This is a genomic window from Xanthomonas cannabis, assembly GCF_040616535.1.
Lineage (GTDB): Bacteria > Pseudomonadota > Gammaproteobacteria > Xanthomonadales > Xanthomonadaceae > Xanthomonas > Xanthomonas cannabis.
The window spans coordinates 2,594,021-2,619,571 of sequence record NZ_CP136580.1 but is presented as its reverse complement, the minus strand read 5'-3'; the positions used below and the strand labels follow the sequence as shown (position 1 = coordinate 2,619,571).

Genomic DNA, 25,551 nt, shown 5'->3' with positions numbered 1-25,551 from the left:
AGCCCGCCGCTTCCTCGTCCGATGGTGGCTGGCGCCACGTTTGCTGTTGCGATTCCCCAATCCCGATTCCCGATTCCCGGCTCTCAATGACCAACATCCATAGCGACAAGATCCTCATCCTCGATTTCGGCGCGCAGTACACGCAGCTGATTGCGCGGCGCATTCGCGAGCTGGGGGTCTATTGCGAGATCTGGGCATGGGATCACGATCCGTCCGAAATCGCCGGCTTTGGCGCCAAGGGCATCATCCTGTCCGGTGGGCCGGAATCGACCACGCTGCCGGGCGCGCCGGTCGCGCCGCAGCAAGTGTTCGACAGCGGTTTGCCGGTGTTCGGCATCTGCTATGGCATGCAGACGTTGGCCGCGCAGTTGGGCGGTGCGACCGAAGCCGCCGATCAACGCGAATTCGGGCATGCCGAAGTGGACGTGGTGGCGGCCGATGCGCTGTTCTCCGGCCTGACCGACCACGCCTGTGCAGCGCGCCTGAATGTATGGATGAGCCACGGCGACCACGTCTCGCAGGTGCCGCCGGGTTTCACCATTACCGCCGTGACCGACCGCATCCCGGTGGCCGCGATGTCCAACGAAGACAAGCGCTGGTATGGCGTGCAGTTCCATCCGGAAGTGACGCATACCTTGCAGGGCCAGACCCTGCTGCGCCGCTTCGTGGTGGATGTCTGCGGCTGCCAGACGCTGTGGACCGCAGCCAACATCATCGACGACCAGATCGCGCGCGTGCGCGAACAGGTGGGCGAGGATGAAGTGATCCTGGGCTTGTCGGGCGGTGTGGATTCGTCGGTGGTCGCGGCACTGTTGCACAAGGCGATCGGCGACAAACTGACCTGCGTGTTCGTCGACACCGGCCTGCTGCGCTGGCAGGAAGGCGACCAGGTGATGGCGATGTTCGCCGAGCACATGGGCGTCAAGGTCATCCGCGTCAATGCCGCCGACCGCTATTTCAGTGCGCTGCAGGGCGTGAGCGATCCGGAAGCCAAGCGCAAGATTATCGGCAACCTGTTCGTGGAGATCTTCGACGAAGAATCCAACAAGCTGGCCAATGCCAAGTGGCTGGCGCAGGGCACGATCTACCCGGACGTCATCGAGTCGGCCGGCAGCAAGACCGGCAAGGCGCATGTGATCAAGAGCCATCACAATGTCGGTGGCCTGCCCGAGCACATGAAGCTGGGCCTGGTCGAACCGCTGCGCGAGTTGTTCAAGGACGAAGTGCGCCGCCTCGGCGTCGAACTCGGGTTGCCGCGTACGATGGTGTATCGCCACCCGTTCCCCGGTCCCGGCCTGGGTGTGCGCATCCTGGGCGAGGTGAAGCGCGAATACGCCGAGTTGCTGGCCAAGGCCGATGCGATCTTCATCGACGAATTGCGCAAGGCCGATCTTTACGACAAAACCAGTCAGGCATTCGCGGTGTTCCTGCCGGTGAAATCGGTCGGCGTGGTAGGCGACGCACGCGCCTACGAATGGGTGGTCGCGCTGCGCGCGGTGGAGACGATTGATTTCATGACGGCGCATTGGGCGCATCTGCCGTACGACTTCCTCGGTACGGTGAGCAACCGCATCATCAATGAATTGCGCGGCGTCTCGCGCGTGGTCTACGACATCTCCGGCAAGCCGCCGGCGACGATCGAGTGGGAGTGAACTGACGTCCTTCGGAGACTATCGCCAGCTATCGAAAAACCGCCGTAACGTATTGATTTAAAAGGAAATACGTCACGACAGCTATCGGTGGCTATCGCCGGCCAGCGGAACAGATTGGCGGTAAATGTGGCGGTAAGAACCGGAGGCCGGATTAAGACCCTCCCGTTCACTATTGAGGCCAAACCGGTCTTTGACGGTAAAAGTCTCCTCTGGAAAGCTGATTTCATGCGGCTTTCCGGGCATCAGCAGGTCTCCTGGCCCCTGACGGTAAAAGCCGTCACCAACAGGAGGAAAACCTCGATGCTTACCGACACCGCACTGCGTAATTTGAAGCCTAAGTCATTGACTTATAAGGCTTCTGACCGGGACGGGATGTACGTGACGGTATCGCCCACCGGTACCGTCACCTTCCGCTACGATTACCGTCTCAACGGGCGCCGTGAGACCCTGACCATTGGCCGCTACGGGCCTGCGGGTATTTCGCTGGCGATGGCCCGCGAAAAACTGATCGACGCCAAGAAGGCCGTGGCCCAGGGCAAGTCCCCCGCGCTGGAGAAGCAGCGCGAGAAGCGCCGGCTGACCGCCGCCAAGACCTTTGGCGACGTGACCGAGAAGTGGCTAGCCGGCGCTCGAATGGCCGACAGCACCAAGGCAATGCGCAAGAGCATCGTCGATCGGGACATCCTGCCGGCCTTCCAGAATAGGCAGCTCAACGAAATCACCGCTGATGACCTGCGCGCCCTCTGCAACAAGGTGAAGGCGCGCGGTGCTCCAGCCACTGCGGTACACGTTCGCGACATCGTGAAGCAGGTCTATGCCTTCGCCATCCTGCACGGCGAGAAGGTGGACAACCCGGCTGAGCATGTAGGGGCCGCGTCGATTGCGACCTTCGCGCCGAAGGATCGCGCCTTGTCGCCGCTAGAGATCCGGCTGATGGCGCGGCAGATGGAATCGGTGGCGACCTATCCGACTATCCGGCTGGCGCTGCGCATGATCCTGCTGACCCTGGTGCGCAAGAGCGAGCTGATCCAGGCCACCTGGGATGAGGTCGATTTCGAGAACGCGACCTGGACGATCCCGAAGCAGCGCATGAAGGGGCGCAACCCGCACGTGGTCTATCTGTCGCGCCAAGCGCTCGACATTTTCGTGGCCTTGCACACCTGCGCGGCTGGTTCCAAGTTCGTGCTGCCATCGCGCTACGACGCCGACCGCTGCATGTCGAATGCGACCTTGAACCGGGTCACGCAGATCGTCGCGGAGCGAGCGAAGGCTGCGGGTCTGCCGTTGGAGCCCTTCACCGTCCACGATCTGCGCCGCACCGGCTCGACGCTGCTCAACGAGATCGGATTCAACCGCGACTGGATCGAGAAGTGCCTTGCGCACGAGGAGGGGCGTTCCTCGCGCTCGATCTACAACAAAGCCGAGTACGCCGAGCAGCGGCGCCACATGCTGCAGGAGTGGGCCAACATGGTCGATGCCTGGATCGATGGCCAGACCTACGTGCCGAAGCTGATGCCGGAGAACGTGGTGGTGCCGGTACTGAGTGCGACCGTGTGACAGGGGATCGCATGCAGATCCTCTTGGAACGTGCCGCTGATGGACAGCGGGTGGTTTGCCGTTGTCGAAAAAAGATCACCGTAAGTGATCGAATTTCTCATCTTCCGAACCATCGAGTCTTGGCAGAAGTTCGAGAAAGCTGTATTTTGAGCACTATGGGTGACCAAAATGCAGGAAAACTGAACCGCCTCTTGGCTGATCTGGGCGACACGCGCTTGGTTTCCAGTCGCTGGCTACGGGCGCACGGCTACTCGAACAGCCTCGTCGCACGCTATGTGGGCAGTGGCTGGCTGGTGTCGCCGGCCCGTGGCGTGTATATGCGCCAGGGCGGGCGTCTGCAGTGGGATGGTGTGGTGCGCAGCCTGCAAGCCGGGGAGGGGATGCCGCTGCATGTAGGGGGGCGCTTCGCGCTAACCCTGCAGGGGCACGAGCACTACCTGCGCCTGGGCGATGCCGGGACGATTACCCTCTATGGGCCGGAGCGGCCGCCAGGCTGGATGAGCAAGCTGCCGCTGCAGGAGCGCTTCGCGTTCCTGGGCAAGGGCCCGTTCGATCTGCCTGCCGTGTCATTCACGGCCGAGGTGTCCGAGTCCGTGCTGGCCGGGCAGGGGCTGGCGTGGCATCGGATGGACTCGGGTGCCGAGTCGGCACTGGTGTGCTCCACGCCCGAGCGGGCCATGCTGGAGCTGTGCGATGGCGTGTCGGATGCGGCGCTGGTCTATGAGGCTGATGCGCTGATGCAAGCGATGACGACGCTGCGGCCGCAGCGTGTCGGTCTGATGCTGGGCCACTGCCGCAGCATCAAGGCGAAGCGGCTGTTCCTGGCCCTGGCCGAACGCCACAAGCATGCGTGGCTGTCTCATGTGCCCCTCGATGGGGTCGAACTGGGCCGGGGCAAGCGCGCGCTGGTGCCCGGCGGGCGCTTGCATCCGACTTACCAGATCACCCTGCCGGGAGACCTCGATGAGCACCTGGCTTGACCATTGGGATCGGCGCTACACCGACCGGGTGCGGCTGCTGGTCGATATCCTGCCGGTGCTCGCGCAGGAGCCGCGCTTTGCGCTCAAGGGCGGCACGGCCATCAACCTCTTCGAGCACGACCTGCCGCGCTTGTCGGTGGATATCGATCTGGCCTGGCTGCCTGTCCACGACTACGCCGAGGATGCGAAGCTGATTGCCGAAGCCCTTGGGCGATTGGCAGATGTGCTGCGCGCCCGCCCGTTGCAACTGCAGGTGCAGACCTCGGCGGGCGAGGGCGCAGGGACGGTCACGCGGCTGGTGGCTAGCCGCGGCCGCGCACGCGTGCAGATCGAGACGACGCCGGTGATGCGCGGCACAGTGCATCCGGTGCGCAGAATGGTGGTGCGCCCGCGGGTGGAGGACGCATTCGGCTTCGCCGAGGTGCAGGTGCTGGATTTCGCCGACCTCTATGCCGGCAAGCTCGCGGCGGCGCTGTCGCGGCAGCATCCGCGCGATCTTTTCGATGTGGGCTTGCTGCTGGACGATGAACGGGCGGATGAGATGCTCTGGCGCACCTTCCTCGTGTACCTGACTTGCAGCCCCAAACCGGCGTGGGAGATGCTGGCGCCGCGCGCGCCTGCGGATTTCGAGGCCACTTTTGAGGCGCATTTCAAGGGCATGACGACCGAGCCCATTGAGGTCGGAGCCTTGCTGGAAAGCCGCGAGCGCCTGTTGTCGCGTGTGGCAGCGTGGCTGGATGAGCCGTCGTGTGCGTTCCTGTGGTCCGTGGAGAACGAGCAGCCGGACTTCGGCCTGATCGGGCTTGCGCATGCGGCGGAGTTGCCGGGTGTGCGGCGCAAGCTGCGCAACCTCGCGCAGCGCACGGCAGACAAGCGTGCGGCAGACCGCCAGGCGCTTGAAGAAGCGCTGGCACGGGTTGCAGGCGGCGGATGATGAGGAGGGCTGACGCGATGGCTCACGATTTCACACTGCTCTATGAGTTAGGCCGAGACATGAGTTGCAGGACCATGCTTTGCGCCGACAGGCAGACAGCGAGTGAACCGATGCTCCGTTTGACTGGGAGCGGAGCCGATCATGAATGACAACGATACTGGCACACGGCCGATAGAAATCGACAAAGTTCGAGCATCAAAGGCGGGCCACGCCTTTCATGAAGCTTGGGCCGCACGTACAGCTCTTGAACTCCTGCCGCCGTCGACCGACCTTACCTCTATCACGCTTGAGGGTTTCGATGAGCGAGACGAACAGAGCTTGGGAACTGGTGCGGTCGAGATTGCCGATCTTGTCCGGTACCACGGCGCCACCGATGTTGCCCGGGCGCATCGAGTCACGGTCGTTCAGTTCAAATACTCGATCGCAAGCGCCGACACGGCAGTTCGAGCTGCTGACCTGGCATCAACTCTTACCAAGTTTGCCGCGACCGATGCAGAGCTTCGGGCAACGCACGGTGATGATCATGTTCTCGCCGTGGTCCGGTATGAATTTGCTACGAACAGGCCCATCCACGAGAACCTAGGGACGGCGATCGCAGCGGTTGTCGCGGGCACCCAAGAAGCCGGTGATGTAGCCCGCCAAACAGGCCAGATCGCAGAAGCTCTGAAAGACTATCCCCATCCCTTTGCTGACCTGCTGCGGCGATTGGAATTGGTCGGCAGCAAGGGAAGCTTGACCGAGGCTGAGCGAGCGATTTCAGCGACTCTCGCCGCATGGAGCGAACCAGGGGATCCGGATGCGGAGAAACGCCTGCTCAAATTGCGGAATCTCATCAGGATCAAGGCCGGTCCCGGTAGCGAGAGGGACAAACGAGTTGACCGGGTAGCGGTTTTGGCTGAGTTGGAAGTGGAGCACGAGGATCGGCTGTATCCCACGCCCGACGCGTTCCCCGAGGTTGAGGTAGTCATTCAGCGCGATGTTCTTGGCGACATTGCGATCCTCGCCCGTGAAGTTGGTCTTCCTCTCGTTGTCCATGCTGCGGGCGGGATGGGCAAGACTGTCTTGATGCAAGGCCTCGCCGACCGATTGCGAGCCGATGGCCCCGTGGTGCTCTTCGATGGCTTCGGCGCCGGTCGCTGGCGGGATCCTGCTGACGGTCGGCACCTCCCGGAAAGGACGCTTGTCCACCTTGCCAATCTTATGGCTGGACAAGGCCTGTGCGACATTCTGTTGCCAGTGGCGGACGTTACGGGCTTGCTCAGGGCATTCCGCCGACGGCTCGCCCAATCGGTGGAGACGGCTCGGCGAACTCGCAGCGATGCATGTGTTTCACTGGTGCTCGACGCGATCGACCACGCCGGTCTTGCCGCGCGGGATACCGCGACATCATCGTTCGCACACCTTCTCATGCGCAGCATCAGCGTCGATCCGATCGACGGCGTTCGCATCGTCGCATCGTGCCGAACTGAACGGCTCGCGCTGGCAACCGGCGATACCTCGCATCGTTCTTTCACGATTCCACTGTTCACTGACGCGGAAGTACGAGCCCTCGTCGAGCGGCGCGTGCCGGATGCTTCGGCCGACGAGATCGCCGCTCTGCTGACACGGTCAGGTCGCAACCCACGCTGTCTCGACAACCTGATCACGACCGGACGGCCGTTTGATCCCGTGTCTTTCCCTGACACACCGGGAGAGCCACAAGACCTGCTCGACCTGCTGCTTCGCAAACGTCTCAACGAAGCGCGCGAAACTGCGCGCGCTCGCGGCGCCAACGACGCGGACATTGACCTCCTGCTCACAGGCATCGCCTTGCTGGCGCCCCCAGTTCCCATTGAAGAGCTTGCTGCAGCTCACGGTTTGATCGCGGAGCAGGTTGAAAGCTTCGCGGCCGACCTTGCCCCCTTGCTTGAGCGAACACCACACGGCCTGATGTTCCGCGATGAACCGACCGAGACCCTGATCCGATCAAGCTACGGCGCGAGCCAGGCCGGTCGAGATCGCGTTATCGCCGCTCTCCAAGAACGACAGCTCGCCTCAAACTATGCAGCCCGGGCGCTGCCAGCGTTGCTCACCTCGCTACGCGATGCCGATCAACTCATCCAACTGGCCTACGATCTGCGTGTTCCCCGAGGCGCTTCACAGGTAAGCGCACGCGACATCCGTCTATCGCGGATTACTGCCGCGATAGCACTGGCGGGAGAGCTGAGGCGGCGCGACGATCTTCTCCGTCTGCTGCTGGAAGCATCGCTCGTTGCCGCGGGCCATGAGCGATCCGACCGCTTCCTATACGAGCATCCTGATCTCACCGCAGTGGCGGGTGACCCCGAAGCCTTGCGACGGCTTTTCGCGACCAATGTTGGCTGGCCTGGAGGGAAACACGCCGCGCTTGCACTTGCGAACGCATTTGCAGGCGACCGAGACGAGGCTCGTCGCCACGCTCGGCGATCAATCGACTGGCACAACTGGGCCGCGCACACCAAACGCAGCGCGCGCTTTAGCGAATCGAGCACCTCAAGGCAGTGGGACGATATTGGCTTTGCCTATGTCGAGATGCTGGCGGGCAATGACGTGCGCGTTGCGGAGTTCTTCGCCCGTCAAGATGACGGTACGGCTTTCGCCAAGTTTCAGGACTTGTTCGATCTTCTGGATCGACACCAGCAATCGGCGCATCCGCCCAAGACGCGCGTCGCAACGCGGCTGCTGCGTTGTCGACTGCCATCTCGCGCACTCTACGCTGCCGCGCTTCCACTCGTCGGTCGTGAACCATCCCACGCCAGAAGGATTGTCACGGCACTTGCGGCCGCATCTTCTGGGACTGGCAAAAGCGAAGGCTTGGCGATGGCCAGCGTGCTGGCATCGGCGCTGGCGATAGAGCTCGGCATGGAGAGCGAGGCAGCAAGCATCCTCGCTGGAACTGCACTTACATCGCCAAGTGTCTATGACTATTCCAGTCAGTATCCGAGCGACCGTGCGATCCACGTGACCGTACTGGCCGCCGGTGTTCGAGCCGCCTTGAGCCGGAAGCGCGCCGCCTTGATCGACATAGCGCCGGCTGAATTCATCGGATTGGTGCCTGCAGGTGCTCGGTCGCGGGGCGCAGCGACCTTCAGCCGGGTACTTAACCAGAAGCTGGCCGGTCCGAAGTTCGATGGAACTCGGCACCGACGGAAGCGGCGCGATGGACTCGACGAGGAAAAGCGATCGGACTATTCGCGTGCGCTTGGTAGCCGGATCTTGCCGATGCTGAGCTATGCGCAGGATGTCGCCGACATCATTCGTCCGCCCAATGGAAAGGAGCGGGACGAGATGGTGGCCGCGGCCTTTGACCGACTTGTCCGTGATGTTGAGCAGTCATCCAACTATCCGTATCGGGACGGGAAGGCGTATCTCGCGCGGAACGGTTTCCGAGTGATTTTTGATCTTGCCGATGCGTTAGGTGCGCTCAATGCCTCGCTTGCGAAGCGCATGGCCGAGTGGGCAGCGAGTGCACCAGGCCTATTCACGCCGGAGCTGACCAATGCGGTTGCTCGACTGTCGCGTACCCCCCAGTGCCATGATGCTGCGCTCCTCCTTGCCGGCCATATCGAACGCAAGATCCAACTCGATACCGATGTCGGATCCAGAATCTCATCCTACGGGGATCTCGCTCGCGCAGCCTGGCGAGTAAGCACTGAAGAGGCTGCGGCCTATTTTCGCCGTGCGCTCGATCTTGCCGAGGCGATTGGATCGGATGACTTCGATCGTACCAACCACTTGTTGGAACTGACCAGCCACTATTCGGGTCCCGAACTTCCGCCGGCGGCGGCGCACACCCTGGCGCGTATCCTTGAACTGAATCAGAACGAGGATGGCAAATTCCCCTGGACTGAATACGCGAAAACGATGGTGCCGATTGCTGGTCGGGCGACGTTGGCTACGCTGGCACGGCTGGACGATCGTGACGCAGCTCGGCTCGGACTGTCACTCGGCCCAGCGTTAACTGTCCTCGTTCGTGATTCGAAGCTTTCTGTTGAAGCCGCCGTCGCTCTATTTGGTCTGGCTGCTCCGGTCGAAACGTGGACGTGGCACATCTCGGGCTTCGCGTCAGAGGTCATTTGCCGTCTACCTCAAGAGCGATGGGAATGGTTCTTCGATCTCCTTATGGTCGAGATCGATCGCGAGGATCAACTGTCTCCCGCACGGGAGACGATCGAACGGCTACATGACCTCGCTGAGCGTAGTCTCCCCGCCGCTTCTCATGCTCGAACACGAATCGAGGGCCTGCTTACTCGCCTTGGACCCCAATCCGAATCGCGAACGGTCATGCCTCCGTCGACCGCGTCGGAGCCCCCGCCCGTCTTCCCAGTGGACCTCACGGACTCAGACGACATTGACCGTCAGATCCTCAACGAGGAGATTGACCAGTCAGGGCGGCGCTGGCCGGTTCGGACACTGATCGATTTGGCCAAGCGAGCAAACTCTCCCGCCGAGCGCCTCGGGTTCGTCCGCGCGGTCGTTGAAACAACGGCTGCCACGCTTGCCGACAAAATCCACGCGCTGGACGACTACTTGGAGGAGTGGGGTAGGTCGTCGGCGGCTATGCGTGATGCTCTACCTGACTTGGGACTGCGCCTTGCCACCAAGCACGCCGCCGAACTTGCCAGTTCAAGCACCGACGCGTGGGGCAACTGGCGGGGGCTGGAGCAGCATTTTCATGCTGACCGTGCAACCCTTGTCGAGCACGTAGTTGCAGCGCTCCGGAGCGCCGCGGACAGTCTTGGTGGTAATGCCTGGCTCGCACTCGCCGCGAGACTGGCGTCTGACGTCAGTGCCAGCGCCATTGCGGAAGGCCTCGAACGGTTTCTGGCGAGCACAGATGAAAAGCTGCCGTCCGAAGTTGGGGATGGGCCGTGGGACGCGCGTTTTACGGTTTCGTCCGACGAGGCGACATTCGTGGCGGGGCTCGTGTGGGCGAGGCTCGGCCATCCCATCGCAGCAATGCGCTGGCGCGCAGCCCATGCGGTGCGGCGATTGGTGGTGGCCGGACGGTCCGATGTCATTGAACGACTGATCGAACGCTTTGGGTCTGCTTCGAGCTTGCCTTTCGGCGATGCGAAGCTGCCTTTCTACGTAATGCATGCGCAGCTCTGGCTGTTGATCGCACTCGCTCGAGTAGCGAAAGACGCTGCTCCCACATTTGCCTCCCATCGCGCGTTCTTCGAGCGAATCGCCTTTTCCACTGAGTTCCCTCACGTTGTCATGCGTGCGTTCGCGATAGACGTACTTCGCGAGCTTGCGCCTGCACTCGCACCCGAAGAGCACGAAGCTCTGATCGCCAAGCTTGGCCTCGCAAACCGGTCGCCCTTCCCATCGGCTCCTCGGGCCGACTATCGCGAGTTCCGGTATGCACCGAGGCCAGACGCTTCGCCGCAATCAGAGGATGGCTTCCACCTCGACTACGACTTCAACAAATACCAGGTCGAGCGCTTGTGCCACGTCTTCGCTTGTCCAGGCTGGGAGGTGGAAGATCGCATCAGCGCGTGGGTGCGGCGTTCGGACACAACCGTCCGAGGAATGCACGATTGCCCACGTGGCAGAAGCGATGACGCATCTTGGTCGTCGGGATATGTTCCGGACCGAGATCGGTATGGGGGATATCTCGGATGGCATGCACTCATGCTTGTCGCTGGTGAGTTGCTGGCGACACGGGTGGTTGTCGGCGAGGACTGGGGCGGTGATGCTTGGGCCGCGTTCCTGAGGGAATACACGCTGTCAAGAAGCGACGGTCTTTGGCTTGCCGATCTCACCGATCCGTTTCCGCTCGACCTTACCAAGGAGGCGGACATGCCCATGCCGGAGAGCGGTGAGAAAGGCACCATCCGCGAAGACAGCAATCTGCTGACACCGTTGCTCAGCTTGCTGGACGGCAAGGTAGCGGCAGATTGGCTTCCGGTCGCGGGGCGTTGGTCGATCGGGCGAGACACAACGGTCACGCTTCAAAGCGTACTGGCGAATGCCGGCGATGCGCGAGCAGTGGTCATGGCCGTGCTGTCAGCTGAAGCATTCTTTAGGTGGTTGCCTGACGATGAAGATGAGATTGCGCGTCACTTCGGTGGCGACGGTCACACGGTTCAGCCATGGGTCGCAAAGGCACCGAACACCGAGCGCCAGCTCGATCGGCATGATCCCTATGGTGCCGCCACTGCACTCAACAGGCCTTTCCCATCGGATCGGACGCGAGACCTGTTGGGGACTGTCGCAGATGATGAGGTGATCCGCCGCTGGTCAATCGAAGGGAGAACAGCCTATCGTGCCGAAGCCTGGGGTGCTGAGGGTGGACGGGGTGAGTATGCCTGGAGCGAGACTGGATACCGCTTGCTCGTCAGTCGTGACCCATTGCTTTCCCTGCTCAAGGCATCCGAGCGTAGTCTTGTCGTCGCACTCACGCTCCAGAAATACCATAGAGGGAAGTCGAGCGGACGCGCCGGGGACACCAGCGGATTTACCCATCGATCGCTGGTGGTCGTCATCGATGAACGCGGCCAGATTCGGTCGCCGCGAGGCCTCTCTCGACAAGCCAAGGAAGCTCTTGCGACGCTCGACCCCGATCGGCGGCGCGATTTCTATCCGCGGTTCCGCGCGATCGCAGGCCTGCCCGACGAATGGCTGTCTCGGCGCAACGATCCACCGATTAGCGAGGAGCAGTATCGAATAGTCATCGAACGCCTATCGTCCGAATAAGGGGGCGACCTCACTCCTCACTCGAGCCCGCCCGGACAGGGCGGGTTTTTCGTAGGTGGACGTCGGGCTTCGAGATGCCATCGCGGGGGGCTTGCTTGCGCTCCTCGATCCACGCTTCCACTTCGGCCAAGTCCCAAACAACACAGCGTGGAGTCAGGTTGAAGCGACGCGGGAACTCGCCGCGGCGCTCCATCTCGTAGATGGTCGTTTCTGCTAGGGGGACGATCTGCCGCAGTTCCTGACGGCGGATCGTGCGCCGGAAGGGAAGGGCGCTGCGCTTTGGAAATTGCGGCAGTGCCTCGTAGGCGTTCGTCCCCGGTAGCGGAAGAGACTGACCGGTGTCGACACCAACTGCGTTCGACGCTTGCGATAGTTGTGCCACCTCTGCCTCCACGAGTACGCAACATGGAGACATGGTGAGGTTCAGTACCTATCGCGACAACTTGCTGGAGCGTAGAACAGCAAACTCAACGCGTTTCTGCAACGTCCTTTGATTTCACTCGGCTGTTGCTGCGAGCCAATGGCGCTCTTCTTCGGCGACGAGCTGCTGCATGGCGTTCAATTCAATGGCTTGCGCCGATCTGCGGCGGGCTTCGATCTTTTCAGATGTCATCTCCGACTGAAACTCGGTCCGCGTGCATTCTTCCAGTACGCGCTGGAATTCCTGCTCATTGGTGCGGGCGAAGATCACGCGGCGATGCGCGTCGTCAATCACCATCAGTCGCACTGGATTTAGGCGCAGCAAGTGGCGCCAGCGGCGATCCATCGACACGAAATAGGGAATGAAGAAGGAGCCGACTTGGCTGGCTGTGGCGATCTGCTCCATGACGCGGAGCAGTGTCATGTCCCAGGCCATCCCGCGAATCTTCTGCACCATGTCAGGGGATCGACCCATGATGGGACCGAAGAACGGTGAACCCAGGTTAGAGGTCATGCCGCTCCAGATCAGCCGTATTTCGGTGAGCGGAATCGCCCCTAGCTTATGGATACTGAAACGGATGAGTTCACGCAGGATGCGATTTCTGTTCGGTTTGCGCTCCTCATGCCAAAGTCGCACGAATCTCAGTAGCAGCGCCTGTGTTCCAGCGCTCTTGGCTTCTTGGTGGCTGATCTCTGCGCTGGCTTGCAGTTCAGCCAGGAAGGCTTCTGCATCGGGGCGGAGTTGTGCCTTCAGGTCCTCGGATGAAGCATTGAAGACGAAGCGGCCGGGGTCATTCCGGAAGGTATCCCAATCCAGGTGGTCGAGCATACGGAATGCGATCAACGTATTCAGAGGGCGCTCGTTGGAGGGCTCCTTGCGAGCCAGCCGTGTGTTCTCGATGAGAAATGGCATCACGTCGAATTGCACATGCCGGTTTCGAGCCTTGAGCATGAGAATTTCGAGAACCCTATCTCGATCAGCCTGCTGAATGTTCTCGCCAGCGATGACTGCGCGTAGCTTCTCAGCGAAATTCGAGTCGAAGCTGAGAGAGAAGTCGATCAGCACGTTCGATCTGCCACCCGTCAGGCGGGCCTGGACGCTTGCTCCTGTTGACATGAAAAACGCGCGAGGCCCCTCAAAAAATGAGGTCACATAGTCGCTGGAGGACACGCTGAGTCCGAGATCCAGATCGACTGCCCCCGAAGCGTCGGTACAAATGACGGTGCGAATGGATGCGCATTCGGCGGCGCGGTGTGCCTGGATTGCATCAAGTGCAGCCGCGTCACGGTTGAGAAGGGCCGACAACAGGGCGTCGGTGATCGGGGTATCGAGCATGAACTTCTCTTAGTGGTGGATCTGTGAGATCGAGTTGATTGAAATGAGCGCGAAGCTGTGAGTACCAGTCGGCGCTGCCTGTCGGCTGACGCCTCCGCCCTGGCGTCGGGCCTGCGCGCTTCGCTTGCCCAAATGCTGGAGGCCTGAGGTGGCGGGTGGGCGGCTTGCTGTTCTCCTCATCGTGCCACGGCGTTCTCGCCGTCAAGGGCTGCGCGCCGCTGGCGCTTGCGTCCTGGCGGCCGTCGTTGACCCCTGACTGCTTGCGCTGCGCCGTGCCCTGGAAGGGACGGGCAATTCCGCCCGGCAACCTCTCAGGAGTTCACCATGAACAACGCGCTCATCACCGACGAGCAGCGCATCGTGCTGTTGGCCAACGGCCGCGAATCCTTAGACAACCCGGACTTCGATCCGGCGCCCGTGGTCAAGCTGTTCACGCCGGATGCCGGCGCGACCTGGCTGTTGACCGAGATTGATCCCGATGACCACGATCACGCCTTCGGCCTTTGCGACCTGGGGCTGGGGGCGCCGGAGATCGGCTGGGTCAGCCTGCAGGAGCTGGCGACGGTGCGCGGGCGACTGGGGTTGCCGGTCGAGTGCGATCTGTCTTTCCGCGCCGAGAAGCGGTTGAGCGCCTATGCGCGCGATGCGCGGCTGGTCGGGCGGATCGTTGTCTAACCCGGCCTTGGGAGCGCCGCAAGGCGCTCCTTTTCCCGCAATGCGAGGCAGCGTGCCTGGCCTTAGAACTCCGGCAAATTCCCCAGATTGTCCCGCTTGGTGCTGTTCTTATCGGTCGTCAGATAGACATCCTCAATGAGATGCACCTGCGCGCCGAGCTTCCAAATGTCGTCAACTTTCACTCTCGTCTGGAAGGTAGCTTTACCAAGACGAATAAGGTCTGCCACAAAGGCGCGCGGCACAGTTCGGATTGCGCCGATTGTTTTCTCCTTCTCCTCGCGCACCTGCACTTGCTCAATGTGGCTGCGATCCTTGTTGTAGCTAACGGCCGTGATGCAGAAATCTGCCATATCTCTCCTCCCGTGTTGATGGCGGCATGCCGCTCAGAAAGTTGGAGACGTAAGCGTCCGTTTCAAGTGTGCGCAGAAAGCCTTGAAACCCGGACGTCCCCGGCCAGAAAACATGGCCGGTCGCGCTGTTGTGCTGCGCATCGAGCCCCCTGCAGGGTCTCGCCCCTGTCGGGCTTCCATCGTTCCCTCGCTCCGCTCGGCTGACGCCTCCGGCCCGGCTTCCAGCTTCGGGCCTGCGCGCTTCGCTTGCCGTGCGGTCTGCACACAGGGAGGGCCGTTGCCATGTCCAGCCGTCTTCCCTGACTTCATCACCTTATCCGCGACTGTAGCCCGCGGCCGGGTGCCATCAAGGCGCGCAGGGCCGTGTCCTCGGCTGCGCCTGCGGGCCGCACCCACCCTGCGCTTGCCTCCTTGACGGCCCCCGTCCGCGCGCTCCTGACCGTCGCGGGCGATGAACTCAGGAAAGACGGTGGCAACGAGGCCAACCGGGTTCTTCGTGCCGACCGCACCGAACAGCCGAAAGGCTGGGCTTCGAATCTAGGAATCCGGTGTGCGGTTTCTTCAACAGCAACTTTGTCAGGAGAGTGCCATGCAAATCGCATCCCGTTTCGCTTCCCGTTCCCCGTCGTTGCGCAGCGATTCCCCGCTGTCCGATGACCAAATCCGCCGCGTGGCCCCGTCCATCTTCGCGGACGCCCCGCATGAAAGCCGTTCCGAGCGGTACCGCTACATCCCCACCGCTGCCGTGCTGACCGAACTGCGCAAGGAGGGTTTCCAGCCCTTCATGGTGACGCAGACCCGCGTGCGTGATGAAGGCAAACGCGAGCACACGAAACACATGCTGCGCCTGCGCCACGCCAGCCAGATCAACGGCGCGGAAGCCAATGAAATCGTCCTCCTGAATTCCCATGACGGCACCAGCAGCTATCAGATGCTGGCCGGGATGTTCCGTTTCGTTTGCAGCAATGGCCTTGTCTGCGGCGACACCGTGGCCGATGTGCGCGTGCCTCACAAAGGCGACGTGGCCGGGCTCGTCATCCAAGGCGCATACCAAGTGTTGGGCGGCTTCGAGCAGGTGAAGGCATCCCGCGACCTGATGCGCGGCATCACGCTGGACGAGGGCGAATCCGAAGTGTTCGCCCGCGCCGCGCTGTCCCTCAAGTACGACGACCCGGACAAGCCCGCACCCATCACCGAATCGCAAATCCTGATGCCGCGCCGGTTCGACGACCGCCGCCCCGACCTGTGGAGCGTGTTCAACCGCACGCAGGAGAACTTGACCAAGGGCGGATTGGCTGGCCGCGCAGCCAATGGCCGCAGGCAGCAAACCCGGCCCGTGCAGGGCATCGATTCCGACATTCGCCTGAACCGTGCCCTGTGGCTGCTGGCCGATGGCATGCGCCAGCTCAAGGCTTGAACCGTTCCCCCGCCGGAGGGGCGGTTCCCCTCCATTCCCTTGTTTCGCTCGACTGGAGATACACCATGAACGCCGTTACTTACACCGAAGCCCAAGCCCTCGACACTCGCGCCAACGTGCTGCAAGCCGCCGACCCGAGCAAGCACATGATTCTGGTTCCGCTGTCGCGGCTGGTGCTGCGCCCCACGGGCCGCAACGTGCGCAAGACCGTCCCGCGCATGTCCATCCCCGAACTGGCCGCGAGCGTCCAGCGCGTGGGCCTGCTGCAAAACCTGATCGTGATTCCCACCGCCGATGGCGAGCATTACGAGGTAGTCGCGGGTGGCCGTCGCCTCGCGGCCCTCAAGCTGCTGGCGAAGAAACACCGCATCGCCAAGGATTGGGAGGTGCCTTGCCTACAGGTGGCCGATGGCACGGCCCGCACCGCCAGCCTGACCGAGAACGTGCAGCGCGAAGCCATGCACCCCGCAGACCAGTTTGAAGCTTTTGCGGCTCTGGTGGCTGAAGGCCGGCCCATCGAGGACATTGCGGCGGATTTCTCCGTCACGCCGCTGGTGGTGCAGCGCCGTTTGAAGCTGGCGAATGTCTCGCCGCGCCTGATGGCGGACTACCGGGCCGATGCCGTGACGCTGGATCAGTTGATGGCGCTTTCCATCACTGATGACCACGCCGCGCAGGAGAGCGCGTTCTACGATGCGCCGCAGTGGCAGCGCCAACCGTCCGCGCTGCGCGAACGCCTCACCGAGCGCGAGATTGACGCCTACCGCCATCCGCTGGTGCGCTTCGTCGGGCTGGACGCATACGAGCAGGCGGGCGGCGGGGTTCGCCGCGACCTGTTCGCGGAAGGCGATGCGGGCGTGTACCTGACCGAAGCGGCGCTGCTGGAGCTGCTGGCGCAAGACAAGCTGGCAGGCATCGCCGCCGAGGTGAAGGCCGAGGGCTGGGCTTGGGCCGATGCCACGCCGAGCGTGACCCATGCCGACCTGCACGCCTTCCAGCGTGCGCCGAGGGAGCGGCGCGAGCCGAATAAGCGCGAAGCGCAGCGCATCGAGAAGCTGCAAGGCAAGATGCAGGAGGTCGCCGAAGCCATAGATGCCGCGACGGATGCCGACGACGAGGACAAGGCCGACGCGCTGCAAGAGGAAGGCGGGCGGCTGGGCGAGCAGTTGCAAGCGCTGGAAGATGGCTTGCAGGGGTACGGCGCGAACGTGAAGGCCGCAGCCGGTGCCATCGTCACCATCGACCGCAACGGCGAGGCCGTGATCCATCGCGGGCTGCTGCGTGAGGCCGAGGCCAAGGCGCTGCGCACGCTGGAGAAGCTGCGCCAAGGGTTCAGCGGCGCGGATGCTGCCAGCGATGACGAAGGCGAGGAAGACGAAGCGCCCAAGGCCACAGCGATTTCCGACCGGCTGGCCCAGCGCCTGAGCGCCCATCGCACCGCCGCGCTGCAAATCGAAGTCGCCCAGCATCCGCAAGTCGCACTGGCTGCGCTGGTGCATGGCATGGTGCAGACGGTCTTGCAGAGCCGCAACTACGGCCACGATCTGCCGCTGGGCGTGCGCCTCACGGTGCAAGACCGGCTGGCAGGCATGGCCCCCGATTGGCCGGAATCGCCTGCCGCCGCGGCCCTGCGCGAACTGCAACAGGGATGGGACGATAAGCTCCCGGAGGACAGCGCCGAACTGTTCGCTGCGCTGATGGCGATGGAGCAAGCCGAACTGGTCAAGCTGCTGGCCGTGTGCGTGGCTTCGACGGTGGACGTGGTGACGCCTCGCGCCACGGCGCAGCAGCCCGGCGCGGAACTGGCCCAGGCCGTGGGCCTCGATATGGCTGCATGGTGGCAACCCACTGCGGAAGGCTATTTCAAGCACGTTCCGAAGGCGGCGGTTCTGCAAGCCGTGGGCGAGTTCGCGCCCGAGAGCGTCAACCGGCTGGCGAAATTGAAGAAGGCCGATATTGCCAGCGAGGCCGAGCGGCTGGTGAACGGCGCGGGCTGGATGCCTGCCATCTTCAAGACTGAGGGCGCAGAGGCTGCGCCGGAGGAAACGCAGGAGCAGGACGCCCCGGAGGAGGATACCGAGGCAATGGCGGACGAACCCGCCGAGGCGCTGGCCGCTTGACCCGTACCGAAGGCAAGCGCCCCGGCCCCAGCCGGGGCGCCTCGCCGCAGGGAGCCGAACCATGCCCACCATCAACACCACCAGCCGCCCGCGCATGGCGGCGATCTACGCCCCTGGCACGGTGCGCGCCCGCCGCTGGCACGGCGATGGCGACGTGCGCGGTTACCGCCCGCCCTCGGGCTGGACGGCCTGCGCCGACCTCACAGACATTCACCCCATCACGGGCCGCGCCTTGCCGTGTGCCATGTGGTGGATCATCGAGACGAAGGAATAAACATCGTCAGCACCGCGCCCAGGCCGTTCCGCCCTGGGCGCGGTGAACTTCAAAAATCCGGGCGCGGCAGTGGCCGCGCCCGGTGTTGAAGGCCCAACAGCCCAATCAGAACGCAGCCGCCTTCGCTGGCACTCAGGCGGCGGCGTTGAAGGCATCGCTGTGTCGCGCGATGCCTTCTTCCATTGCCGCCTTAAACGACGAGTGCCATTAAAGTGAAGTGATATGGGGGGCAATATCTGATGAGCAAAGAACATCGTCCGCATGGCAAGGCTCCTGCCGCATGGGAAGCCGACATTCTCAAAATCCGAGCCTTTGAGATGGTGCTGGTCCTTTTCTACATGGAGGATTTGCGGCGCTTCATCATGGGCTCCATCGAGGCCACTGACCAATTGCACGGGGTAAATCGCCTCAGTGATGGCAAACCCAAGACCAAGGAAGGCAAGAAGCTGGAACTGGCCCGCGCCGTGTTGGTGTCCGATGGCGTCATTGACCAGGCCGAGAGCGATGAACTCAAGGAACTGGTGGACTATCGCAACATCATTGGGCACACCATCCATGATCTGACCGTGGATGTGGGCGCCTATTCTGATCTGGCAAGACGTGACCCCAAGACCTTCAAGCCGATGCCTTTGTATGACTACACAGCCGCCAAGCGGGCCAAGGCGCTGCGGCAGAAGGTGAGCAAGGGCATGATGAAGAAGTTCATCATGATGGCGTCGCTCGACTTCCTGGCCTTTGAAGCGGCGGAGAAGACCTACATTGCGGAGATTGAGCGGCTGAAGAGGCGGGTCAACCAGGGCATCGTGAAGGCCAACAAGGTGATTGCGGAAACGAATCGCATCATGAAGGCCATCCCGGAGTCGGTCATGAAATCGGCCCAACCCGGCCACCCGAGGAACATCAAGGAAAACGGTGCCCTGAGCAAGCGTGGCGCGGATTGCGTTTTCCAGCTCTTTGAAGCCCATGCAACCCCGTTGGCTGCGGCTTACCTGATGAGGATTTCGCTTCGTTCGGCCACGCATTGGTTTGCCAAGTGGAAGGCCAGCAAGGCATAGCGTTTTCCGTCTGCGCTGATCGGTTGAAGATCTTGGGCGTGTCGGCGCAATGCGCCGCCGGGCTCTCGGGCTGCGCCCCGTGCCGACTTTGCCGTCACGGCCCTCTGGCTTCGATCCCTCACGCCTTCGCGCCTGCGGCGCTGCGCGCTACGCTTGCCTCCGGGGGGTCGGCGCAAGGCCCATCCCCGCCGCGCGAGCTTGGCGCCCCTCGATACCGCCGAACCGGCTGAGCCGGATCGGCCAGGCCAGCGCCCCGCCGCAATGGGCAGGGCTGAGGCGGGTACGCCGGGGCTTGCTCCGGCAGGTTGTGCGAATGCGTGCCGTCCCAGACGCTGACGGTTCTCGCCCGTCACGTCACGAAGGAAGGTTCACGGACACGCCGCCCGGCCTCGTCATGGAGCTTCCACGGCCACGCCTCAAAACCGACACCGCAGGGTGCGGCAGGAGCGTTCTCACTCGTCGTCGGGAGGTTGACCTGGCCCGCGTCAGGGGACGAGCCGGTGAAGTTGTGCAGCGGGGGTGCCGAGTCGGCCCCATCTCCTTTTGGAGCGGTTCGGCCCGAGGCGTCCTTGTGTTGTTGTGAATCCTGGCGGTGGCGCGGCTGCGCCTCGGGCTTCATGGCTGCAACCGTGCGGCGCAAAGAATTTCCCCTGCACTGCGTGCATTCCTCGCGGGACAAATTCTTTGCACCTCCCGGTTCTCCACTGCGTTGCGACCGCAAGCGGTGCAGCCCGCCCGTCCCCCGCCGGCCGGACCACAACAAGGACGCGATGGGCGCGAACCTTGTTCAACCAAAAGGAGTTTCATCATGGCCAACATCGGCACCTTCACCGCAGACAAAGACGGCTTCTCCGGCACGCTTCGCACCCTGACGCTCAACGTCAAGGTCAAGCTGGTTCCCAACGACAAGGGGGACAACGAGAAAGCCCCGGACTTCCGCCTGCAGGCGGCCGGCCACGACATCGGCGCGGCGTGGAAGAAGACCAGCGAGGCCGGGCGGGACTACATCTCGGTGACCCTCGACGATCCTTCGTTTCCGGCCACGGTCTATGCCCGCCTGATCGAAGGCGAGGACGGCACGCACGACCTGATCTGGTCGCGCAGCAAGCCCCAGGCGGTGTGACCGCCGCTGCGCCCCGCCCACCGCGGGGCGCAGTGCGGAATGGCGGCAACGTCGCTGGGGCGTGACCCATGCGAGGCTGCTTCGATATGCGTTGAGTCCGTGACAGCGGGAATGGCATGGTGTGCCGGTGCGTTGCCCCGTCGGGCTTTCGGGCTGCGCCCCGTGCCGCCTTTGCCGTCACGGCCATCCGGCTTCAATCCCTCACGCCTTCGCGCCTGCGGTGCTGCGCGCTTCGCTTGCCTTCGGGGGAAAGCCCTGCGGCCTATCCCCGCCGCGCAGAGCTTGGCGCCCCCCCACTATCCCAAACCGGCTGTGCCAAGCTGGCGGACAATTCAAGATCGCGCTAGAGCCCGAACTGACCAAGTCCCGGAGGAACCGGTGGCACTGCGTGAATCCAGCAACCGGGGCTTTCGCTATCGAAAAAATCGACCTGAACAGGACCAAGATCATCCTGAATGACTTGGTATGCGTAGTTGCAGTAGACCTGACTACCGCCAAAAACAGAGACCGCCACCCGTTGAATTCCGGTTCCACGCATCCGCTTCAGCAGATGCCGGTCATGCTCCCCGAGTCCCCAACCGAACAGCGTCAACCTGAATCGCTGCGATGTGAGCACCTCCCTGTAAACAGTAGCCAAGTAGTAGCTATTCTGGATCGAGGACACCTTCTGCTGCATCGTTCCCTCGCTGACGAACAGCGGCACGAATTGCTCGCTGCGCCACGCTTGAAGAATTGCCTCAAGTAAGCCCGCTCCAGCGTTATGGATCTTGAGCTCCTGTTCCACAGCATTGCGGCACAGAGCTAAGTTTCCGTGGGGATAGAACACCAACGTGTTGGTCTGCTCCCTATAGGGCTCACGGAATCTTTGCCACGCATCATTGAATGCGCCGTGTGCGCCGTTCCCGAGGAAGCAATCCTTGAACAGATGACCGTCTGGGATGTTGAGCCCATAGGTCATCGTCCAGTAGACCAGCAAGTCGTAGTTCAGCGAAATGACAGTGTCGAATCCCTTGAGGAACTGGTACATGCTTGGCAACTGACCGTTCACCTGGTCGTACTCAGGATGCACATCGCGCACGGCTTGAATCAAACACTCTCGAACATTCAGGTAGGCCTGGTGCGTGCGAAGGTCGGGTATCTGCAGTGACTTGTTGACGTTGGACGCCTGCCAGACCAGTCGAAGGATCAGCTCAAAGTCGGATGTTCCGAAAAAGTGAAAGAGGCGATTCACATCATCTGCGAGCAAGCCACTTCGCTGGGCATGCTCCAGCAGCGAGCCGTAGCCGAAGCTGGGCGAGACAGCCATGCTGGCTCCATTGCCCAGAAGAATCGTGCCTCGTTGGTAGTTGGGTGCGATCTGCGTCCACTGCGCGATGGGGTGCGGCATCCCGGGCTCCTCCTTGGTGCTTGCTTATACGCTGATGTTTCGAGGGATTGTCGTGGACTCAGGCAATCCGTTCATGCTGCTCTCGTGCCCCCCATTGGCCTGCGGCGCTGCGTGCTTCGCCTGCCTCCAAGGGAAAGCCCTGCGGGGCTATCCCCGCCGCGCAGAGCTTGGCGCCCTTCGACACCCCGAACCGGCTGAGCCGGATCGGCCATGCCAGCGCCCGCGCACGCTATGGCGTGTCACTCTTCTTCGCCACAGTCTCCAACTCCTGGCGCACCTGCGCCAGCAGTTGGTCGGCCTGCTGCAGGTCGTCACCGGCATAGGCCAGCGTCAGCAGCGTGAGCGGATGCACTTCCATGACCTCGCACAGCTCGGCCAGTTTGTTCAACGTCGGGCTCTTCAGGTCGCGCTCCAGCGTACTCATGTAGGTACGGCTGGACACGTCCGAGAACGCTTCCTGGCTCAAACCACGCGCTTTCCTGATGGTCTTTAGTGCCTCCGACAATGTATGTTTCGCTGCCAACCTTGGATCTCCCCAAAATCCAAGATGACAGCCGATTGCGCCCTATAGGACTACAATCTATAGTGTTCAATCATGTTGGCCTGCTGCTTTTGCGCTTTTACGGAGATCCGTATCTGCGGTTTCTCACAGAAGCGCAAAGCCGCATCCGAGCCTTTCCTCAAACCCGCCGATACGGTTCTGCGCCTTCACGCTTCGGCGGTTTTGTGCGAATGAGGGGGTACCCATGAACCGGCTCATCACCGAGGACGAGCGCAAGCAACTTCTGGAACACGGTCGGGCCCGGGCCGTTGGCCTGGCCAACGACCCGCTGCCTGTAGTGCGGTTGTTCACGCCAGACGCGCACGCCACCTGGCTGCTGGTTTCGCTCGACCCCGCCGACGGCGACACGGCCTATGGCTTGATCGACCTGGGGCTGGGAATGCCCGAGCTGGGCGAGATCAAGCTGTCCGATCTCGCATCCATCGTCGGGCCGCGTCAGCAGCCCGTGATGCGGGACCTGTACTTCCGGGCAGTGCGCCCGTTGTCGGAGTACCTGCAGCTGGCCCAGGAGAACGGTTCCGTCCTCGATTGAGCCGTTCGCGCCACGGCCAAGCCGGGCGCATTGAGACTATTTTGGCCTTGCTCCAGACCCGTCAGGTCTTAGTCCGCACTGTTGCACCAAACCAGTGCCACCCTGACGCAAACAGTCATGATGCCGGCCGTGCCATCAGGCACGGTGGATATCGCAGGAGGCCGCATTTCCTCGCGCGCCACCGTCGCATTCAGACGATTCACGCAATCCATCGGATGCTTTTCGTCTTAACACGCAAGTTACCAATCTACCAGCTTATTCACGATTGGATGCCAGTTCGATGTAGTGACGTTTGCGTGTGAAACCGGTGACGGCAGTCCTGCTGTACGGGAGCTTGCGTCATGGCCGAGCCGCACTACGTCGCGCACTGGTATCCGACTGCCGCCTACCTCTACGTCCTGTGCCTGGACACGCTGGCGCTGGCTTGGGAGTATCTGCGCCGCCATCCCGACTACCGGTTCGACTGGCTGCGCCGTGCGCACCGCCCCGATGCTGCGCATCGCTGGGGCCTGCGTCTGCTGGAAGACCCGGCCCTGGATGCGCGTGACGCACATCCGGCCTGGCTGCCTGGCCATGAAGCCGTGGTGCAGCTCCATCCCGATGCAGATCCACCGCCAGATGCCACCACCTTCGCCTTCTGGCGTATCCCCGGTCACAAGCAGCTGCTGCACGACGGCAAGGGACTGGCGCTGATCGCGCGCAGCCCCGGCCATTGCCTGCGCTTCGCGCTGGCGCCAGGCCTGGAGGACGGCATGGCCGTGGCCCATGCCTATCGTGGCCGTGGCGCCGCCCATCTGCCTGACACGCCTGCGCCAATGGCTCGGCCCAGGCCGCCCCCTGCCGCGCTGCTGGAGCTGCACACCCTGCAGGCGCTCGACGCGACCCTGGCGGGCGCGTCCTTGCATGAGATCGCCGAAGGCTTGTTCGGCGTGGATGCCGCGGCCGGTTGGTACAGCGACGGTGGCCTGCGCTCCAAGGTACGCCGCCTGACGCGGCGCGGCGATGCGCTGATGCGCGGCGGCTATCGCCGCCTAGCACAGCTACCGCCGCTTGAGAAGGGTCGTTTTGAAGGTCACGCAAAACGACCCTGAGCAGGAGGGCTTCGTTTTCTGAGACTTCCTCCATCCGGTTGCGCTGTGTGGCCGGAGCCCTGCAACCGATGGAGGTTCTCACCATGCGTCCCGCTCCCTTGCGGCCTGCCGCCGCTCCCGCAACCACCTCGACCGCTGCCGCGCAACCGCAGCGTTATCTCACCAACGACGAAGCCGCCGACTACCTGCGGCTGTCGCCGCGCACGCTGGAGAAGCAGCGCGTGCTGGGTGGCGGCCCCAAGTTTCGCAAGTTCGGTCGCCGCGTCATGTACGCCGTGGCCGACCTCGATGCCTGGGCCGCCGAGCGCAGCTTCGAGAGCACGTCCGATCCCGAATACGCCGAGCAGCACTCGGCGGACAGCCGTGCGCGCTGATCGCTGGCGCGCGGATGGCCTTCGCCATGACCAGCCCTGCGCTGCCGCCCCGGCAGCGGCCCGTGCTGGAGCGCGAACAGCTCGACCTGTTCCGCGCCTTGCCGGGCGACATGGCGCCGCGCGACAGCCAGGACTTGATGGCCTTTCCGTTCTTCTCGCTGGCGAAGTCGCGGCGCACGGCGCCGATCGACTTCCAGGCCGGCGGCATCACGATCCGCGTCGAGGGCACGCAGGAGCACGGCATCGCCACGATCTGGGATGCCGACGTGCTGATCTGGGCCGCCAGCCAGATCGTGGAAGCGCGCGACGCGGGCCTGCGCCCGTCGCGGCTGATGCAGGCCACGCCTTACGAGATCCTGCGCTTCATCGGACGCGGTACGTCGCTGCGCGACTACCAGCGCCTCAAGGCCGCGCTGGATCGCCTGCAATCCACAACCGTGGCCACGTCGATCCGCGAGACGACCGGGCGGCGCCTGCACCGCTTCTCGTGGATCAACGAGTGGAAGGAACTGGCCGATGCCAAGGGCACGCCGCTGGGGCTCGAATTGATCCTGCCGGACTGGTTCTATGCGGGCGTGCTCGATGCCGCCCTGGTGCTGACCATCGACCCGGCGTATTTCCGGCTGACCGGGGGCATCGAACGGTGGTTGTATCGGCTGGTGCGCAAGCACGGCGGGCGCCAGCCGGGTGGGTGGCAATTCGACTTCCAGCACCTGTACCGCAAGTCGGGCAGCGTGGCGCGGTACTACGACTTTGCCGCCGACCTGCGGGCGCTGGTGGCCCGGCAAGCCTTGCCCGGCTACCGCCTGGGAATCGAATACCTCAGCACTGCTCCGGCACCGCTGCTGACGTTCCGGCCCGTGCCGCCCACGGCACGGGGATAACTGCGGGATGGCCTGTGGACGGACTCGTGCTATCAGGCAACAGAGGTATCGTGCTATCAGGCAACGAATCCTCGTGCTATCAGGCAACAAAATCGGCCGGAAAGCCAA

Annotated in this window: 20 protein-coding genes; 15 read left to right on the top strand and 5 right to left on the bottom strand. The window is 62.9% G+C overall.

The window, feature by feature from the left end; all coding sequences use genetic code 11:
- Positions 1–86: 86 nt before the first annotated feature.
- The 5 genes from guaA (at position 87) to RZV17_RS11170 (ending at position 11,843) form a co-directional block, all read left to right on the top strand.
- The gene (gene guaA / locus RZV17_RS11190) at positions 87–1,652 is read left to right on the top strand and encodes a glutamine-hydrolyzing GMP synthase (RefSeq protein ID WP_355603430.1); all 1,566 of its coding nucleotides are present in this window, start codon (positions 87–89) and stop codon (positions 1,650–1,652) included.
- A 300-nt stretch (positions 1,653–1,952) separates the two neighbouring features.
- On the top strand, positions 1,953–3,209 hold the full coding sequence (locus RZV17_RS11185; RefSeq protein WP_355603427.1) for a tyrosine-type recombinase/integrase: 1,257 nt from the start codon (positions 1,953–1,955) through the stop codon (positions 3,207–3,209).
- A gap of 155 nt (positions 3,210–3,364) precedes the next feature.
- Positions 3,365–4,189, top strand: coding sequence for a type IV toxin-antitoxin system AbiEi family antitoxin domain-containing protein (locus RZV17_RS11180; RefSeq protein WP_355609325.1), 825 nt, complete (start codon positions 3,365–3,367; stop codon positions 4,187–4,189).
- Positions 4,173–5,123, top strand: coding sequence for a nucleotidyl transferase AbiEii/AbiGii toxin family protein (locus RZV17_RS11175; RefSeq protein ID WP_355603424.1), 951 nt, complete (start codon positions 4,173–4,175; stop codon positions 5,121–5,123). Before RZV17_RS11180 ends, RZV17_RS11175 begins: the two co-directional genes overlap by 17 nt.
- 141 nt (positions 5,124–5,264) lie before the next feature.
- Positions 5,265–11,843 (top strand): hypothetical protein, encoded by a 6,579-nt coding sequence (locus RZV17_RS11170; protein WP_355603421.1) that lies wholly within the window; start codon positions 5,265–5,267, stop codon positions 11,841–11,843.
- Between the two features lie 10 nt (positions 11,844–11,853).
- On the opposite strand, the gene RZV17_RS11165 is transcribed toward RZV17_RS11170, so the two are convergent.
- Both RZV17_RS11165 and RZV17_RS11160 read right to left on the bottom strand, forming a co-directional pair.
- Complete coding sequence (locus RZV17_RS11165; protein WP_355603418.1) at positions 11,854–12,237, bottom strand: AlpA family phage regulatory protein; 384 nt, start codon at positions 12,235–12,237, stop codon at positions 11,854–11,856.
- Between the two features lie 102 nt (positions 12,238–12,339).
- Positions 12,340–13,599, bottom strand: a complete 1,260-nt coding sequence (locus tag RZV17_RS11160) for a hypothetical protein (RefSeq protein ID WP_355603415.1) — start codon at positions 13,597–13,599, stop codon at positions 12,340–12,342.
- A gap of 324 nt (positions 13,600–13,923) precedes the next feature.
- Between RZV17_RS11160 and RZV17_RS11155 the strand changes: the two genes are divergently transcribed.
- Complete coding sequence (locus tag RZV17_RS11155) at positions 13,924–14,274, top strand: DUF2958 domain-containing protein (protein WP_355603412.1); 351 nt, start codon at positions 13,924–13,926, stop codon at positions 14,272–14,274.
- Between the two features lie 62 nt (positions 14,275–14,336).
- On the opposite strand, the gene RZV17_RS11150 is transcribed toward RZV17_RS11155, so the two are convergent.
- Positions 14,337–14,624 (bottom strand): DUF3892 domain-containing protein, encoded by a 288-nt coding sequence (locus tag RZV17_RS11150; RefSeq protein ID WP_355603409.1) that lies wholly within the window; start codon positions 14,622–14,624, stop codon positions 14,337–14,339.
- Positions 14,625–15,213: 589 nt separating this feature from the next.
- On the opposite strand from RZV17_RS11150, the gene RZV17_RS11145 reads away from it, so the two are divergent.
- The 5 genes from RZV17_RS11145 (at position 15,214) to RZV17_RS11125 (ending at position 20,613) form a co-directional block, all read left to right on the top strand.
- On the top strand, positions 15,214–16,041 hold the full coding sequence (locus RZV17_RS11145) for a DUF932 domain-containing protein (RefSeq protein ID WP_355603406.1): 828 nt from the start codon (positions 15,214–15,216) through the stop codon (positions 16,039–16,041).
- A gap of 65 nt (positions 16,042–16,106) precedes the next feature.
- Positions 16,107–18,161, top strand: coding sequence for a ParB/RepB/Spo0J family partition protein (locus RZV17_RS11140; protein WP_355603403.1), 2,055 nt, complete (start codon positions 16,107–16,109; stop codon positions 18,159–18,161).
- 61 nt (positions 18,162–18,222) lie between these two features.
- Entirely contained in the window at positions 18,223–18,435 is a 213-nt protein-coding gene (locus RZV17_RS11135) for a hypothetical protein (protein WP_355603400.1), read from the top strand.
- 239 nt (positions 18,436–18,674) lie between these two features.
- The gene (locus RZV17_RS11130) at positions 18,675–19,490 is read left to right on the top strand and encodes a hypothetical protein (RefSeq protein WP_355603397.1); all 816 of its coding nucleotides are present in this window, start codon (positions 18,675–18,677) and stop codon (positions 19,488–19,490) included.
- A gap of 808 nt (positions 19,491–20,298) precedes the next feature.
- Positions 20,299–20,613, top strand: a complete 315-nt coding sequence (locus tag RZV17_RS11125; RefSeq protein WP_355603394.1) for a DUF736 domain-containing protein — start codon at positions 20,299–20,301, stop codon at positions 20,611–20,613.
- A gap of 343 nt (positions 20,614–20,956) precedes the next feature.
- Here RZV17_RS11125 and RZV17_RS11120 read toward each other — a convergent pair whose 3' ends face one another.
- Complete coding sequence (locus tag RZV17_RS11120; protein WP_355603391.1) at positions 20,957–22,000, bottom strand: DUF4917 family protein; 1,044 nt, start codon at positions 21,998–22,000, stop codon at positions 20,957–20,959.
- 229 nt (positions 22,001–22,229) lie between these two features.
- Entirely contained in the window at positions 22,230–22,523 is a 294-nt protein-coding gene (locus tag RZV17_RS11115) for a helix-turn-helix domain-containing protein (protein WP_287804343.1), read from the bottom strand.
- 223 nt (positions 22,524–22,746) lie between these two features.
- Here RZV17_RS11115 and RZV17_RS11110 point away from each other — a divergent pair, with 223 nt between their 5' ends.
- The 4 genes from RZV17_RS11110 (at position 22,747) to RZV17_RS11095 (ending at position 25,443) form a co-directional block, all read left to right on the top strand.
- On the top strand, positions 22,747–23,094 hold the full coding sequence (locus tag RZV17_RS11110; RefSeq protein WP_355603387.1) for a DUF2958 domain-containing protein: 348 nt from the start codon (positions 22,747–22,749) through the stop codon (positions 23,092–23,094).
- A 341-nt stretch (positions 23,095–23,435) separates the two neighbouring features.
- On the top strand, positions 23,436–24,185 hold the full coding sequence (locus RZV17_RS11105) for a DNA -binding domain-containing protein (protein WP_355603384.1): 750 nt from the start codon (positions 23,436–23,438) through the stop codon (positions 24,183–24,185).
- Between the two features lie 83 nt (positions 24,186–24,268).
- Positions 24,269–24,559, top strand: a complete 291-nt coding sequence (locus RZV17_RS11100; RefSeq protein WP_355603381.1) for a helix-turn-helix domain-containing protein — start codon at positions 24,269–24,271, stop codon at positions 24,557–24,559.
- A gap of 26 nt (positions 24,560–24,585) precedes the next feature.
- Positions 24,586–25,443, top strand: a complete 858-nt coding sequence (locus RZV17_RS11095; protein ID WP_355603378.1) for a replication initiator protein A — start codon at positions 24,586–24,588, stop codon at positions 25,441–25,443.
- Positions 25,444–25,551 lie beyond the last annotated feature (108 nt).